General features: G+C 41.0%; 12 protein-coding genes and 1 pseudogene. 3 read left to right on the forward strand and 10 right to left on the reverse strand.

Translation table 11 applies throughout. The features are described from left to right. On the forward strand, positions 1-1,425 hold the full coding sequence (locus MKZ03_RS04555) for a SpoVR family protein (protein WP_400559154.1): 1,425 nt from the start codon (positions 1-3) through the stop codon (positions 1,423-1,425). A 39-nt stretch (positions 1,426-1,464) separates the two neighbouring features. On the opposite strand, the pseudogene garD reads toward MKZ03_RS04555, so the two are convergent. The 7 genes and pseudogenes from garD to MKZ03_RS04590 all read right to left on the reverse strand — a co-directional run bounded on the left by garD (position 1,465) and on the right by MKZ03_RS04590 (position 10,633). Then, a pseudogene (gene garD, locus MKZ03_RS04560) lies at positions 1,465-2,999 on the reverse strand (galactarate dehydratase). Between the two features lie 60 nt (positions 3,000-3,059). After that, on the reverse strand, positions 3,060-3,764 hold the full coding sequence (locus MKZ03_RS04565; protein ID WP_034663709.1) for a FadR/GntR family transcriptional regulator: 705 nt from the start codon (positions 3,762-3,764) through the stop codon (positions 3,060-3,062). A gap of 71 nt (positions 3,765-3,835) precedes the next feature. After that, positions 3,836-5,206 carry an enolase C-terminal domain-like protein gene (locus MKZ03_RS04570; RefSeq protein ID WP_445662024.1) on the reverse strand — a complete coding sequence of 457 codons (1,371 nt, stop codon included), beginning with the start codon at positions 5,204-5,206 and terminating at the stop codon, positions 3,836-3,838. A gap of 21 nt (positions 5,207-5,227) precedes the next feature. Then, entirely contained in the window at positions 5,228-6,604 is a 1,377-nt protein-coding gene (locus tag MKZ03_RS04575; RefSeq protein WP_334748417.1) for an MFS transporter, read from the reverse strand. A gap of 64 nt (positions 6,605-6,668) precedes the next feature. After that, positions 6,669-8,135 carry an alpha-ketoglutaric semialdehyde dehydrogenase GucD gene (gene gucD / locus MKZ03_RS04580; protein ID WP_341031102.1) on the reverse strand — a complete coding sequence of 489 codons (1,467 nt, stop codon included), beginning with the start codon at positions 8,133-8,135 and terminating at the stop codon, positions 6,669-6,671. Between the two features lie 21 nt (positions 8,136-8,156). After that, positions 8,157-9,083, reverse strand: a complete 927-nt coding sequence (gene kdgD / locus MKZ03_RS04585; RefSeq protein WP_106037892.1) for a 5-dehydro-4-deoxyglucarate dehydratase — start codon at positions 9,081-9,083, stop codon at positions 8,157-8,159. 185 nt (positions 9,084-9,268) lie between these two features. Then, a complete protein-coding gene (locus MKZ03_RS04590; protein ID WP_307499378.1) occupies positions 9,269-10,633 on the reverse strand; it encodes an alkaline phosphatase in 1,365 nt (454 codons plus the stop codon). Between the two features lie 353 nt (positions 10,634-10,986). Here MKZ03_RS04590 and MKZ03_RS04595 point away from each other — a divergent pair, with 353 nt between their 5' ends. Then, positions 10,987-11,817 carry a C40 family peptidase gene (locus MKZ03_RS04595; RefSeq protein WP_307499379.1) on the forward strand — a complete coding sequence of 277 codons (831 nt, stop codon included), beginning with the start codon at positions 10,987-10,989 and terminating at the stop codon, positions 11,815-11,817. 140 nt (positions 11,818-11,957) lie between these two features. Here the strand turns inward: MKZ03_RS04595 and MKZ03_RS04600 are convergent, their stop codons facing one another. Genes MKZ03_RS04600 through MKZ03_RS04610 form a run of 3 tightly spaced genes read right to left on the reverse strand, consistent with a single transcriptional unit; the run spans position 11,958 to position 13,778 of the window. Further along, on the reverse strand, positions 11,958-12,248 hold the full coding sequence (locus MKZ03_RS04600) for a hypothetical protein (protein ID WP_034663689.1): 291 nt from the start codon (positions 12,246-12,248) through the stop codon (positions 11,958-11,960). Further along, positions 12,236-13,294 carry an anti-sigma factor gene (locus MKZ03_RS04605; protein ID WP_034663685.1) on the reverse strand — a complete coding sequence of 353 codons (1,059 nt, stop codon included), beginning with the start codon at positions 13,292-13,294 and terminating at the stop codon, positions 12,236-12,238. The genes MKZ03_RS04600 and MKZ03_RS04605 overlap by 13 nt, the downstream gene beginning before the upstream one ends. After that, a complete protein-coding gene (locus MKZ03_RS04610; RefSeq protein ID WP_003211938.1) occupies positions 13,287-13,778 on the reverse strand; it encodes a sigma-70 family RNA polymerase sigma factor in 492 nt (163 codons plus the stop codon). The genes MKZ03_RS04605 and MKZ03_RS04610 overlap by 8 nt, the downstream gene beginning before the upstream one ends. Positions 13,779-14,149: 371 nt before the next feature. Here MKZ03_RS04610 and MKZ03_RS04615 point away from each other — a divergent pair, with 371 nt between their 5' ends. Next, the gene (locus tag MKZ03_RS04615) at positions 14,150-14,752 is read left to right on the forward strand and encodes a lysophospholipid acyltransferase family protein (RefSeq protein WP_034663683.1); all 603 of its coding nucleotides are present in this window, start codon (positions 14,150-14,152) and stop codon (positions 14,750-14,752) included. The last annotated feature ends 32 nt before the right edge of the window (positions 14,753-14,784 follow it).

Below are 14,784 nucleotides of genomic sequence, written 5' to 3' on the forward strand. Positions count from 1 at the left end.
ATGGTTTCCTTGAGCGTATCTGAAAAACGTCTTTTACAAAGAGCCATTGATGAAATTACAGAAATTGCAGAAGGATTTGGTCTAGATTTTTATCCGATGAGGTATGAAATCTGTCCCGCGGAAATTATTTATACGTTCGGTGCATACGGAATGCCAACACGATTCAGCCACTGGAGCTTTGGGAAGCAATTTCATAAAATGAAGCTTCATTATGATTTAGGATTAAGCAAAATTTATGAGCTGGTCATCAATTCAAATCCTTGCTACGCCTTTCTACTTGATAACAACACGCTTGTTCAAAATAAATTAATTGTGGCTCATGTACTGGCACACTGTGATTTCTTCAAAAATAATTGCCGTTTTCAAAACACAAAACGAGACATGGTAGAAAGCATGTCAGCAGCGGCAGAGCGGATCAAAGAATATGAGCATCTTCATGGAACAAAAGAAGTGGAATCCTTTTTAGACGCCGTATTGGCTCTACAGGAGCATATTGATCCGTCTCTTGTTCGTTCAAAACTAAGCTGGAATATGGACGATGAAGAAGAATGTGAAGATGATAAACCAAAACGTCAGACGCCGTATGATGATTTGTGGGGAATGGATGAGCCGAAGACGCATGAGAAAAAGAAAATCGTCAAACAATTTCCGCCAAAGCCGGAAAAAGATATTTTGCTCTTTATTGAGGCGCACTCCCGGGAGCTAGAGCCGTGGCAGCGGGACGTCCTCACCATGCTGAGGGAGGAAATGCTCTATTTTTGGCCGCAGCTGGAAACAAAGATTATGAATGAAGGCTGGGCATCGTATTGGCATCAGCGGATTATGCGTGAGCTTGATTTAGATTCAAGTGAATCGATTGAGTTTGCCAAATTAAATGCAGGCGTGGTGCAGCCATCTAAAACAGGCATCAATCCTTACTATTTAGGTCTGAAGATTTTTGAAGATATCGAAGAGCGCTATGACAACCCATGTGAAGAATTAAAAAAAGCAGGGGTGACAGAAGGATCGGGCCGCAGCAAAATGTTTGAAGTAAGGGAGATTGAATCAGATATTTCCTTTATTCGAAATTACTTAACAAAAGACCTTGTGATGAGAGAAGATTTGTACTTGTTTCAAAAGCAGGGGAGAGACTATAAAGTCATTGATAAAGATTGGAAGGCTGTTCGTGATCAGCTTGTGAGCATGAGGGTCAATGGCGGTTTTCCTTATTTGACCGTGATCGATGGCGACTATTTGAAAAACAATGAACTTTATATAAAACATTGGTACGAAGGCATTGAACTTGATCTGAAATATTTAGAAAAAGTCCTTCCGTATTTATTTCAGCTGTGGGGAAGAAGTGTGCATATCGAATCAGTTCTTGAAGGAAAAGAAGTGATGTTTTCATACGATGGAAAAGGGGTTCATAGGAAATATCTCGCATAATGATCAAAAGAAAAGATGTCCTAAAACGGACATCTTCTTTTATGTGACTGGGGCTGGGTTAAATAGGCACAGATCATTATAAATCCCCCAATGATCGGCCCATGTTTCTTTCCTGCCGCTGGCGACATCTAATATATAGTGAAATATATCTGTACCCACTTCCTCAATTGTTGCTTCTCCAGTTGCAATACGGCCTGCATCAAAATCAATAAGATCTGGCCACTGTGTCTGTAAGCTGGTTCTCGTAGACACTTTTACTACGGGTGCAGCTGCTAGACTGTATGGAGTCCCTCTGCCTGTTGTGAAAATTTGCAAATTCATGCCAGAGGCGAGCTGCAGTGTCCCGCAGACAAAATCGCTTGCCGGCGTAGCAGCAAATATTAATCCCTTGGTGGCTGCTTTCTCACCAGGCCCAATCACACCAGATATTGGACTTGTGCCAGATTTGACGATAGAGCCAAGCGCCTTTTCTACGACATTGGATAAACCGCCTTTTTTATTTCCTGGGGAAGGATTTGATTTGCACTTCTATCTGCCTGCCCTCTGTTTAAATAATTGTCGTACCAATTCATTTCCCGTATAAGTGCCTGCCTCGTTTTTTCATTAACAGCCCTTGGTGTTAATAGGTGAATGGCATCCCGCACTTCTGTCACTTCGGAAAAAAGAACGGTTGCGCCTGCTCTGACAAGAAGATCTGCTGCATATCCAACGGCAGGGTTTGCCGTTACACCTGAGAATGCATCGCTTCCTCCGCATTGTAAGCCCACCACTAAATCCGATACAGGACATGGGACGCGCGTCCGTCCATTGAGTTTCATTAGTTTGTGCTCTGCAGCCTTCATAATGGAGGTAATCATTGAAGAAAAGCCTGATTCTTCTTGTAAGGTTAAAATATCGTGTTGCTGATCTTCTGAGACGATGCGTGAAGGTACGAGTTTTTCGCAGCCTAATCCAATGATCAGCACCTCTCCTCCAAAGTTTGGATGTGTGGCTAGGTTTTGGATGGTTCTGATGGGAATGAACGCATCTGGTGCATGAATGGCTACACCGCAGCCGTACTGATGGTGGAGGGGAATAACGTCATCGACATTTGGATATTTCGGCAGCAGCTCTTCCTTGATTTTTTTGACGGCGTAGTCAAGAACCCCCACGACACATTGCACGCTTGTTGTAATTCCGAGAATATTTTTAGTACCAACAGAATCATCTGAATTTCGGTAGCCCTCAAATTCATAGCCATCCAGCTTTTTAAGAGGAGAGCCGCTGTATGTTTTGCATGATAATTCTTCTAAAGGAGGAGGGGCTGGCATTTGAACAAGCTGCTCTTTCACCCAACCTCCTTGCAGGATGGTTTCGTTAGCGTACCCAATGATTTCACCATATCGGATAATTGGAGCATGCTGTTCTATAGCCTTAAGTGCTACTTTATGCCCTTGAGGGATTCGGTCGGTTAACGACAATCCACTCGAAAAGACAGTGCCAGCTGGTAATCCATCATCATTAACGATGATTGCCACATTATCCTTTGGGCTTACTTGAATATATAGGGGTGCTTCCTGTGCCTTTTGATTCAAGAGATCACTCCTTCGAAAGCGTTATCATTTTAGAGGAGAGGAAGCATATCCGCTTCCACATCATGGCGTTTGATTTAACCCTTTTAAAATTTTATCACGTACAAACTTCAAATGTTCATGCATATGGAAGTGTGCTTGATATGGGTCTCTAAGTCGAAGCGCTTCATAAATTTTCCGATGATAATTAACGGTCACTTTTTTTTCTCGATAAGGAATTTGACTGTCAATTTTGGCATGTGATACTAAAAGCGCCTGAATCATACCTTCAACAACGGGATTGTTTGCACTTAAGGCAATAATCCGGTGGAATTCTTTATCCGCTTCACCATAGTTGTTATCTGTACTTTTCTCTATCATTTCAATGGTTTTTTCTAATTTTTTTAATTCTTCTTCACTGATCTTCTCAGCAGCAATGGTGACAAGGCCTAGTTCTAGTACCATTCGAGCCTCTATAATGGCTGGTAAATTATCTTGAGCCAGTGCGAGCATTACAGAAAAAGGCTGGTTGCTAATTTTATCATTAAAGTATGTGCCGCCTCGAGTTTTCCTTGTGATGACACCTAATGTTTCAAGAGAACTTAAAGCCTCGCGCAGTACAGGACGGCTTACTGATAGAATTTCCATTAGTTCCATTTCTGTCGGCAGTTTGTCACCAGCTTTTAATTGCCCGCTAGATAATAAATGAACGATACGTTCAATGACTTGTTTTGCTAATGTTTTTCGATTAACAGTTTCAAATTTTAGTTCATCTATGCTTTCATTCACGAGTCATTCTCCCCCTTCAGTTGTTCAATTGTAAGACAAAATGAAGGGGAACACAATCATTTACAGTCAAACTACCGAATTAAACACGGTTTTTTCGGATCGAATGTCCAGCCATCGATGAGATATTGCATCTGAATGGCATCATTTCTTGCACCAAGCTTCATTTGTTCATATAAACGGTTGGCCTCCTCTAGCTTTTCTATATCAATTTGAATACCCAGCCCAGGTTCTTGAGGCACTTTTATACGACCTTCTTTGATTGAAAGTGGGTTCTTGGTTAATTGCTGACCGTCTTGCCATATCCAGTGGGTATCAATGGCTGTTATATGACCTGGTGCGGCAGCGGCAACGTGTGTAAACATGGCCAGGGATATATCAAAATGATTGTTAGAGTGCGATCCCCAGGTCAAGCCGGTATCATGACACGTTTGAGCTACTCTGACCGAACCTTCCATTGTCCAAAAATGTGGGTCCGCCAGTGGAATATCAACCGCATGTAATTGGATCGCATGTGACAACTGACGGAAATCAGTTGCGATCATATTCGTAGCCACTTGAATTCCTGTAGCTCGTTTGAATTCGGCCATAATTTCTCTGGATGAGAATCCGTCTTCTGCTCCACATGGATCTTCTGCATATGCAAGCAGATGTTGTTTTCCATTGCAAAGCTGAATGGCCTCATCAAGAGACCAAGCTCCATTAGGGTCAAGTGTGATACGGGCATTTGGAAAACGTTTTGAAAGAGATTCTACAGCTTCCATCTCTTCTTCTCCAGAAAAGACGCCACCTTTTAACTTAAAATCCTGAAATCCATAGCGTTCATAAGCCGCTTCAGCCAAACGGACAATGTCCATCGTTCTTAGTGCTTTTTGACGCCTAAGCCGGAACCAGCTGCAAGATGAATGATCTTCTTTCAAATAGGGGAGAGGGGTTTTCATCTGATCCCCTATGTAAAATAAATACCCAAGCATGTCAACTTCCTGTCTATGTTGACCGGTTCCTAATAAAGAAGAAACCGGTTCTTCTAAAAATTGACCTAATAAATCCAGCAAAGCAGCTTCTATCGCTGTAACTGCATGTATTGTTGTCCGAAAGTCAAAAGTTTGATTGCCTCTACCGCCTGTATCGAGGTCTTGAAATTTATGCTGTACCGATTGCAGGATGGCATGATGTTGCCCAATTGGTTTTTGGAGGACAAGTCTGGCGGCATTTTCAAGTGTTTGACGAATGTTTTCACCGCCGGGAACTTCGCCGACTCCTTGACGACCACTGCTATCGGTTAAGATCACAACATTTCTTGTGAAAAAAGGTCCATGCGCTCCGCTTAGATTCAAAAGCATACTGTCATGGCCTGCAACAGGAATCACCTTCATGTCAGTAATGTAAGGGAGATTGGTTGTTCGTTCTTTTTTCACTTCTTTTAAGTGTTGATTCATATGCATCCTCCTTTATATAAAACGTTTTCAAATTGAACTTGATGGAACTGGGGCCGGTGGAGTGGAAGGGGGTTCTTTTAGCTTCACACGTTTAATGGGACCCACAAGGAATAAATAACTTAAGATCGCAATGACGGCATTACTTCCGACAAAGACGAGCGCACCACTGAAAGAGCCTGTCGCATTTACAATATATCCAATGATAATGGGGGTTGTAATAGACGCAATGTTGCCAAAGGTATTAAATAAACCGCCGCTTAAACCCGCACATTCCTTTGGAGAGGTATCTGATACAACGGCCCAGCCAAGTGCCCCAAATCCTTTTCCAAAGAAAGCAAGCGACATAATCGCAACAACAATCCAAGAAGATTCTGTATAGTTGCAGATAATCATACTGCATGAAAGAAACATGCCTATAATAATCGGTGTCTTTCGTGCGAAAGTAAGCGAGTTCCCTCTTTTTAATAAAAAATCGGATAACAAGCCGCCAAGAATCCCGCCTAAAAAACCGAAGAGAGCTGGCAGGGAAGCAACAAAACCTGCTTCGAGAATGGACATTCCTTTTGCTTGAACAAGATACACGGGAAACCACGTTAAGAAAAAATAAGTGAGGGTGGTAATACAATATTGAGCAATGTAAACGCCGATTAACATCCGATTTGAAAGTAATTGTTTCACGTATGGCCATTTTGGTTCTTTGTTTTGCTGGCTCTTTTCATCGTCCATTGAGGTCAAAGCCCCGCCTTTTGAAATGTAGTCAAGCTCTGCTGCATTAATTTTCGGGTGCTGTTTTGGGTTATAGACCGTTTTTAACCAAAGAATAGACAACAAGATACCGAGAATGCCCATGACAATAAAAACAGAATGCCATCCTAAAGAATGTGTAAGCCAGCCCATTATAGGGGAGAAAATGACAAGCGCAAAATACTGAGCTGAGTTAAAGAAAGCAGAAGCTGTTCCACGTTCAGAACTAGGAAACCATGCAGCTACTACACGACTATTTCCTGGGAAAGAAGGAGCTTCAGCCAGCCCTACTAAGAATCTCAGGGAAAAAAGAAGAATAATCGCAGTACCTGCTGTAAAAAAACCTATGGCACCTTGAAGCAATGTAAACAAAGACCAAAAGAAAATGCTGCAGGCAATGACAATTTTAGAGCCAAATTTATCTAATAAATAACCGCCAGGCAGTTGGCCAATGACATATGCCCAGCCAAAAGCAGAAAAGACATAACCCATTGAAATAGAGCTAAGACCAAGATCATGCTGAACAGAATCTCCAGCAATCGATAGGGTAGCACGATCCGCATAATTGACAGAAGTGACAAGAAACAGCATGAAGACGATAAACCAGCGGACAGAGGTTTTTTTATCAGTTTGTGAAGCATGGAAGAGTTTATTTATCATAATTTCTTCTCCTTTTCTAAATAGAGAATTGAGGAGGGCAGGTGCCCTCTCAAATGCTTCAAATTTACGATTTAATGAAAACCGTTTGAATGGCTGTGAAAAATTCCTTTGCCGCTTCTCCTTGTTCACGAGAATGAGAGCTTGATTGTTTCATTCCACCAAATGGAGCCTGTAATTCTACTCCTGCACTTTCTGCATTAATTCTAATGAGTCCTGCTTGGATATTCTGAATAAAGGTCAGCATACGGCCGATGTTTTGTGTGAAAATAGAAGCGCTTAAGCCAAATACCACATCATTGGCAATGTGAAATGCTTCATTTATATCTCCCACTTTGATTAAAGCAATGACTGGCCCAAATATTTCTTCTTGAGCGATGGTCATGTCTGAGGTGACATGTTCAAAAATGGCAGGCTCTATATAATAGCCATTCTGATAATCACCATCTGTTAATGGTTCCCCGCCAAAGAGAAGGGTAGCTCCTTCTTTTTTTCCTGTTTCAATATAGGAAAGGCATTGATCAAGCTGTTGTTTGCTTGCGATTGGACCCATCCATACGTCTTTTTTTAAACTGTCCCCAATAGTGATTTCCTGCGTCTTTTGAAGCAGCTTTTCTTTAAAGGCATCATAGATGTCTTCTTGGACAATGACTCGGCTCGTTGCTGTACATTTTTGTCCTGTTGACCGGAAAGCTCCTGTAATGGTGGCTTCCACCGCAAGATTAAGATCCGCATCATTGGTTACAATAACGGGGTTTTTCCCGCCCATTTCAAGCTGATACTTGATGCCTCGTTCAAAGGCTTTTTGACCGATAGCTTTACCAGTTGCATTGGATCCAGTAAATGTAATCCCTTGGATATTTGGATGTTCAATCATTCCTTGACCTACAACAGCTCCCGACCCTGTTACCATATTGACTACTCCCTTTGGGAGATGAGCATCTGCAAAGCAGGCCATGATTTTTGCGCAAGTAGCCGCAGTTTCTGTTGCAGGTTTAATGACGACCGTGTTGCCATAAATGAGTGCAGGTGCCATTTTCCAAATAGGGATGGCAATAGGGAAATTCCAAGGAGAGATGACGCCTACAACACCTAATGGAACCCTTTTAGTGAACATGAGTGCTTCTCGATCAGTAGAAGGAATGACATCTCCTTCTTTTCGCATCCCTTCGCCGGCATAGTAACGCAGGATGGCCACACCGCGTGCCGCTTCTCCTTTTGCCTCCGGAAGTGTTTTACCCATTTCTTTTACAGCAGTGACTGCAATGTCATCGAGACGTTCCTCTAGCAAATCAGCTGCTCTATAAAGATATTGTCCTCGTTCTGCACCTGATAAATCTCGCCACGCTGTCTTTGCTTCATGTGCTGCAGTGATAGCTGCGTTCACATCTTCAAGGCTTGAGCGCTGTACATATCCAACGGCCTCTTCTTTGTCGGCAGGATTCTGGATGGGGATCACTTCTCCTGTCGAAGCCTTTACCCATTCACCATTGACATAATTGAAGTACGTTTTTTGTTTCACTGAAATGGACATAATATGATCTCCTTTCTATTGTTAATTCACAGCCGCTTTTTTAGGGAAGCGTTCCATTGCGTGCTGCAAAATGCTCTCTAGTTCTTGATAGTGTTCTTTCTCTACAGGGACAACAGGTGGTCTTGCTGAATTGCGGACAGCATGCCCCATGATGTTCATGCCAGCTTTAATTAATGAGACAGCATAGCCCTTTCTCTGTTGACGAATCCGGTTAATCGGTAAAATTACACTTGTGTATATGTCCTTGACCATTTCCTGATCACCAGTCTTCAGTGCGTGATAAAACATTCTTGAGATGTGAGGGATATAGTTTGAAATGGCGGAGGAATAGGAATGAAAACCAATCGGTAAGTAAGCCGGCATTGTGACCTCTGCCATAGGCAATCCATTTAGATAGCTGAGCCTGTCGCCTATCGTATAGGAAAGGTTCACGTTTAAATCCATATCACCGACCCCATCTTTTACACCAACAAGCTGTTCAAAAGTAGTGAGCCGTTTGATTTGCTGCACTGAGAGAACAGCATTATCTCGTTGATACAAGATGGCATTTAAGTTTGTACTTTCCATAATGGTTTTGGCGTATTCATATAGTCCTTCTTGTTCTCCATGAATTAAATAGGGAGGGAGTAATAAGTAACCATCAACGCCTTTTTCCTCGGAAATTCTCGCCCATTCCAGGGCAGTATTTAAATTTCCGCCAACTCCTGAATAAACAGGGACTTTACCACCGGCAGCTGCCAGTGCCACATCAATCATTTGCTCGTATTCTTTTTGACTAATAGACTGGAATTCTCCCGACCCACAAGCAATAAAAATGGCATCAAGCCCTTCGTCTAGTAAGAATTGAATGTTTTGAAATAGTGCTTCCTCGGAGAGCTGTCCATTTGCTTGAAAAGGGGCAATAGGAAACCCTAATATGCCTTCTGGTGCTTTTCTATCTTGAATCATGGTTAAAAACCTCCTGTGAAGTGAATTGTTAAAAAGAAAGGTAAGCGCTACCAAAAAACCCTTTTGTTTTATTGTAAGACAAATAAACAATTTGTCAATATCTTTATTTTCAGAATTTTTCCTGGAAGATTGAACAATAAAAAGAGCAGGTACTTAGTGCACCTGCTCTTACAAAGATTTTTGTCTTATTGATGATTAAGTAATTTAAAGATATGTTTAGCCTGATCTGTATTTTCCATCAGCCCTTTTAGTTTTTGACTGGATGGTCCGTATGCAAAGAATGGAACTTCATCACCCGTATGACCTGATGTTGTCCAGCCTGTATGTGATCTCACGTTGATCACTTCTTCAATCGCATCATCAATTTTAACAGCATCCTTTGTTTCAGCGGCCTTTTGAATGGAGGCCATTTCTTCTTTTGTGAAATCAAGATCGATGTATTGTTTCAGCGCTGATTCAACAGTCATGCCACTGACGATTTTGTTTGCGATAAAATCAGGTGTCTTTTTCGCTGCTTTTACCGGTTTGTAATCCCAGCTGCCCGAGCCGTCTGCCCCGAAGGAGAGTCCGCCAGTTGAATGATCGGCAGTGGTGATGACTAACGTATTTTTATCCTTTTTTGCAAAACGAATGGCTTCTTCAAATGCTTTTTCAAAATCCTTCATTTCGCTCATTGCACTGACAATATCATGATCATGTCCAGCCCAGTCAATTTGACTGCCTTCGACCATAAGGAAAAACCCTTTTTTGTTTTTAGACAGCTGTTTAATGGCTGAGGACGTCATGTCTTGCAGGGATGGGGTCTTTTTATCACGATCAATCGCTTTATCAAGACCACCATCAGCAAAAATGCCTAACACCTTTTGATTTTTGTTTTTTTGTAAGGCATCTTTATTGGTGACATAATCATATCCGGCTTGCTTGAATTCCTTCGTCAAATCACGATCCTTCCGGACAAAATCGACAAGACCTCCGCCAAGCATGACATCGACTGTATGCTGTTTTCTGATTTTTTCATCGAAGAAATCATCAGCGATGGCTGCTGTGTTTTTTCTCGATACATCGTGAGCCGCATACGCAGCAGGAGTGGCATTTGTTAATTCAGAGGTCACGACAAGACCTGTAGATTTTCCCTTCCGTTTTGCTTCTTCTAGAACTGTTTTTAATTTTTTGCCGTTTTTATTTACACCGATCGCATTGTTGTAAGTCTTTTTACCAGTTGCCATAGCTGTACCAGCTGCGGCAGAATCGGTGATATTGCTTTTAGAGTCGTTAGGGTATGTTTTGTGCATGCCAGTGAGGTAAGGGTCAAACGCTGTTTGTTTTGAAAGGTCTCCGTTGTGTTTAAATGAACGGTAAGTTGAAAGATACGGTGTTCCCATGCCATCCCCGATCAGCACGATCACATTTTTCACGTCATTTTTTTGCTTCTTTTTAGCCTCTGCTTTGTCAGCCTGTCCAAATTCAATCCCTGAAAAAATGCCAATCGATAGCACAGATGCTGCCGCCACTGCAGCGATTTTCGTTTTCGAGCTTTTCAACACACTCATTCATTTTGCCTCCTCATTGTTTATGTATCGCTCTTACGTTTACAATGGTAGAGCAGAATTGTGGATTCCCATTTACAGGATCGTAAAGTTCACTTTAAAATTGTAAAGGTCCACTTTACATAGAATGGACCAAAAAGAGAAATGAATGTATCATTTATCCATGACAAGATGCGTTTATTTTGTCATGATTGTGTAATGAAAATGAAATATAAAGAACCCTAAAAAAAAATAAATTTTGCCGAATTAATAAGCATAATGTCGTAGGAAGTCAAGACTATTTCTTCTGGTATTTGATCCTTATAATAGTAAGTAGATAAAATGCGGATCACGATAGATACATACAGGAGGAACAAATGAAAAAACAATTGATCACAGCTGCAAGTGCAGTTCTACTTGGGACGACATTATTTGCCGGAGCTGCCTCAGCACAATCAGTAAAAGTTCAAAAAGGTGACTCTCTTTCTGTTCTAGCGAAAAAATACAAAACAAGTGTGAGCAAGATTAAATCAGACAATAAGCTGAAATCTAACACGATTTATGTTGGACAAACTTTAAAAGTAAATGGTACTTCCTCAAAAAAAACTACGAAAACATCAAAAACAACAAAAGTAAAAGCGGCGTCAGCGACAGCTACTCATAAAGTTGTTAAAGGTGATACATTATCTAAAATCGGCAAAAAGTACGGCATGACTGTAAAAGAGCTGAAATCGTTAAATAAACTCAAATCAAACCTTATCAAAATTGGGCAAAAGCTAAAGGTCAAAAAGACATCTAAAAAAGTGAAGACAACACCTGTTAAAGAAAAAACAGTTTCTGCTTCTTCTTTAAACACGTCTAAGCTTGTAGCAGATGCTAAAGCGCACAATGGCACACCATATAGATGGGGTGGAACGACACCAAAGGGCTTTGATTGCAGCGGGTTTATGTGGTATATCATTAACAAACAAAAAAAGATTTCAAGACAAACAACTGAAGGTTTCTGGGGATCAATGAAAAGCGTATCAACACCAAAGGTTGGCGATTTTGTGTTCTTTACAACATATAAATCGGGTCCATCTCACATGGGTGTCTACATTGGGAACAACAAGTTTATTCATGCTGCTTCTGATGGTGTGACGATCAGTAATATGAATTCAAGCTACTGGAAGCCGATTTACCTTGGAGCGAAAACATTTGTGAACTAATTTATTCTAAGAGACTGCTTATGAAGCAGTCTTTTTTTATTTGCGCTGTAGACTTACCGTTGGGTATATTTAAGAAAATACCAAAAAGCCAGTGCTGCTTGGCGTAAGTCAAGTAACACTGGCTATTCATCTAATGAGATTTAAAAACCTAATTGAAGATCGACATCGATCGATACGATGGTGTAGACACAAACAATAACAAAGATATTCAGTACGACACCAAGGAACCCTGGGCCCGTACGGCCTTTTTTAATGAACAGTTCAATAATGCCAAATGGAACTGCGGCCATTGCAAAAGGAAGCATCTGAAAAGAATAAAATGTCACGTTGCTGATAATGGCGAGGTTCAGCATGAGCAGGGATAATATCGCTGTACCGACGGAAATCCAGCCAAATACATTATGCTCTTTAAAAATTCTTACCAATTCCATAATTCCACCTCGCTCACTTTTGCCGTTTTAATGCGTTTTGTCTTCACAAATTTCTCGATTTCTTTCGAAGGACCTGTGATCACAGAGCCATAAATCGTGACACCATTTTGGTTGATATAGCGTATTCGGTTTGACAGATCCAGTTCAGGTCTGCCAGAGATCGTTTTTGCCCAGGTTGGGTGCTGATCGACATAAGCAAGGGCATCTTTAAATTGATCTACCTCTGTTTTTGATGTGTGCTGAAGCTCTTTTAAGAATTCAGAGTCTTTCCCAGGGAAGCCGATTGGCCGCTGATTCCCGCTTAATGAATCCTCTGTTTTAATCGCATTCCAGAGCACTTTCATATCATATTTTTTAGCAAAGGAATAAACGTCCTTTGGTGTATAAGCTTTGTCATAGGATACATACACTTCACTGACTGTTCCTTCAGGAAGCTTGTCTAAAGTAGTGAGTGTTTGTTTTTTTGATGCATCTGGCTGCGCCGAAGGATGGGTAAAGAAATCCTCCGTATCGCGTGCGCTGTCACCATAATAAGAGATGGTAGGCTGCTTTAATTTATCGAAAAACATCTCGATTTGTTCACTGCCAATGGCTTCTGTTTTATTGCCAATTTGTTTTTGCAGCTTCAATTCGGTGTTCATCCCAAAAAGCTTGACTTGGCCTTTTAAATCCTTCATATCAATCGCCACGTTTGGTTTCGTCAAAGCGACGGTGACAGCGGCTGTTTCCATGAAGTGATTCCCTTTGCTCTCTGCTCCGCCCACACCGTAGTATAGATAACTTCCTAATGTACAAAGCGGTAAAATAATGAGTGTCGATATGACAGCAAGCACGGAAATCCGTAAATAAGACTTTCTTTTTCCGTATTGTAAGATGGCTTTTTGCTTTTCAGGACTGATGGAAAAATCTGTCCAATCCGAGTCGTTCAGTTCCTGACTTAAGCGTTTTTCGTTTTCTTCAAGTTCTTCTTCAAACGCCATCATTTCTTCCTCGTTCATCTCACCATTATTATATTGTTCCCATCGCTTGTTAAACTCTTCATTCATCATTAACACCTCTGTTGTAAAGTGCTTTTAGGCGCTGCCTTGCACGAAATAAAACACTTTTAAAATTTGCTTCAGTAATATTCATGACCTTGGATGCTTCCTTGTAATTCAGTTCTTTTAAATAATACAATGTCAACGCTTCCTTGTAGTTATCTGGAAGCTGCTCTAAATACATGTTGAGGACTTCTTTTATTTCAACCTGTTCAGCAGGGCTTTGTACAGACGTTTGTAAAAGGCCGCCAATTAGATCATCCGATATGGTCACTTCTTTTTTATGTTTCCTGACATAATCAATAAAAGCATTTCGTGCCACCTGAAATAACCAAGGTTTCACTTTGCTATGGTCGTAGGAATGAATATGTATATAAGCACGCATAAAGGTTTCCTGCAATAAGTCTTCTGCCAAATGTTTGTCTTTTGTCATGGAGAGCAGAAACCTGTAAACATCGTTCATATACATTTGATAAATTTCATCGATCGTCACTGATTTTTCTCCCCTCTATGTTATACACGCATAAGAAAGGCATAAAGTTGCACGAAACTTCTCAATACCGTACATTACTCATCTCTTTCGCCGAATCAAAATCATTTCTCCTTATAATAGCGAAATTTACGCCATTTATAAAGCATTTTCAATAGAACAAATCAGGAAAAAACTTAAAAAACGACAAAATTGGACACAATTCCTCTTCTATTCTCTCCTAAAACCATGGACCTGGATACAGAAAGACCGGTGATTCTTAACGAAAAATGATGTGATGGTTTGGCTGTTTCATGAAATTTTTAGTACCAGGTAATAAAAAATTTGTTATAATAGAAACAAATCCTTCATTCTTCAAACAAAGGAAGTGCACTATGTATAAATTTTCAGGCTATACCATCAAAGTATTATTTTCTCTCCGAGGCGGAATCAAAGTATATCAAAAAGAGAATCTGCCAACGGATCGGGGGTTTGTCATTGCATGTACACATGAGGGTTTTGTGGATGTTCTTGCATTAGGCGCAGGGATTCTTCCGTTTGAGATCCACTACATGTCGAAAAAAGAATTGTTTGCAAATAAATGGATCGGTGGATTTTTAAAGAAGATTCATGCCTTTCCAGTTGATCGAGAGAATCCTGGGCCAAGCAGTATTAAAACGCCCATTAAATTATTAAAAGAGGGAAAGATCGTCGGGATTTTTCCAAGCGGAACACGTACAACAGAGGATGTACCTTTAAAAAGAGGTGCGGTCACCATTGCCCAGCTCGGTAAAGCGCCAATCGTTCCAGCAGCGTACAAAGGACCGTCCAATGCGAAAAGTCTTTTCAAAAAGGGGAAAATGCGCTTAATTATCGGTGAACCGATTGAGCAGTCAGAATTTGAGCATCTGCCGCCAAAAGAACGGTTAGGTGCCATGACGGAAGTATTAAACACGAGAATTAAAGAACTTGAAGCTCAATTAATGGAAAAGGCATAAGAAAAACGACCGCTTGCTTTGGCAAGGGTCGT

This window comes from Bacillus sp. FSL R5-0431, assembly GCF_038002985.1.
Lineage (GTDB): Bacteria > Bacillota > Bacilli > Bacillales > Bacillaceae > Bacillus.

What these genes read in the sequence shown, in the direction of transcription:
- MKZ03_RS04595 (WP_307499379.1), top strand. Translation starts at nt 10,987, where the DNA reads ATGAAAAAACAATTGATCACAGCTGCAAGTGCAGTTCTACTTGGGACG.
- gucD (WP_341031102.1), bottom strand. Translation starts at nt 8,135, where the DNA reads ATGTCCATTTCAGTGAAACAAAAAACGTACTTCAATTATGTCAATGGT.
- MKZ03_RS04570 (WP_445662024.1), bottom strand. Translation starts at nt 5,206, where the DNA reads ATGCATATGAATCAACACTTAAAAGAAGTGAAAAAAGAACGAACAACC.
- MKZ03_RS04605 (WP_034663685.1), bottom strand. Translation starts at nt 13,294, where the DNA reads ATGAATGAAGAGTTTAACAAGCGATGGGAACAATATAATAATGGTGAG.
- MKZ03_RS04575 (WP_334748417.1), bottom strand. Translation starts at nt 6,604, where the DNA reads ATGATAAATAAACTCTTCCATGCTTCACAAACTGATAAAAAAACCTCT.
- MKZ03_RS04555 (WP_400559154.1), top strand. Translation starts at nt 1, where the DNA reads ATGGTTTCCTTGAGCGTATCTGAAAAACGTCTTTTACAAAGAGCCATT.
- MKZ03_RS04615 (WP_034663683.1), top strand. Translation starts at nt 14,150, where the DNA reads ATGTATAAATTTTCAGGCTATACCATCAAAGTATTATTTTCTCTCCGA.
- MKZ03_RS04590 (WP_307499378.1), bottom strand. Translation starts at nt 10,633, where the DNA reads ATGAGTGTGTTGAAAAGCTCGAAAACGAAAATCGCTGCAGTGGCGGCA.
- MKZ03_RS04600 (WP_034663689.1), bottom strand. Translation starts at nt 12,248, where the DNA reads ATGGAATTGGTAAGAATTTTTAAAGAGCATAATGTATTTGGCTGGATT.
- kdgD (WP_106037892.1), bottom strand. Translation starts at nt 9,083, where the DNA reads ATGATTCAAGATAGAAAAGCACCAGAAGGCATATTAGGGTTTCCTATT.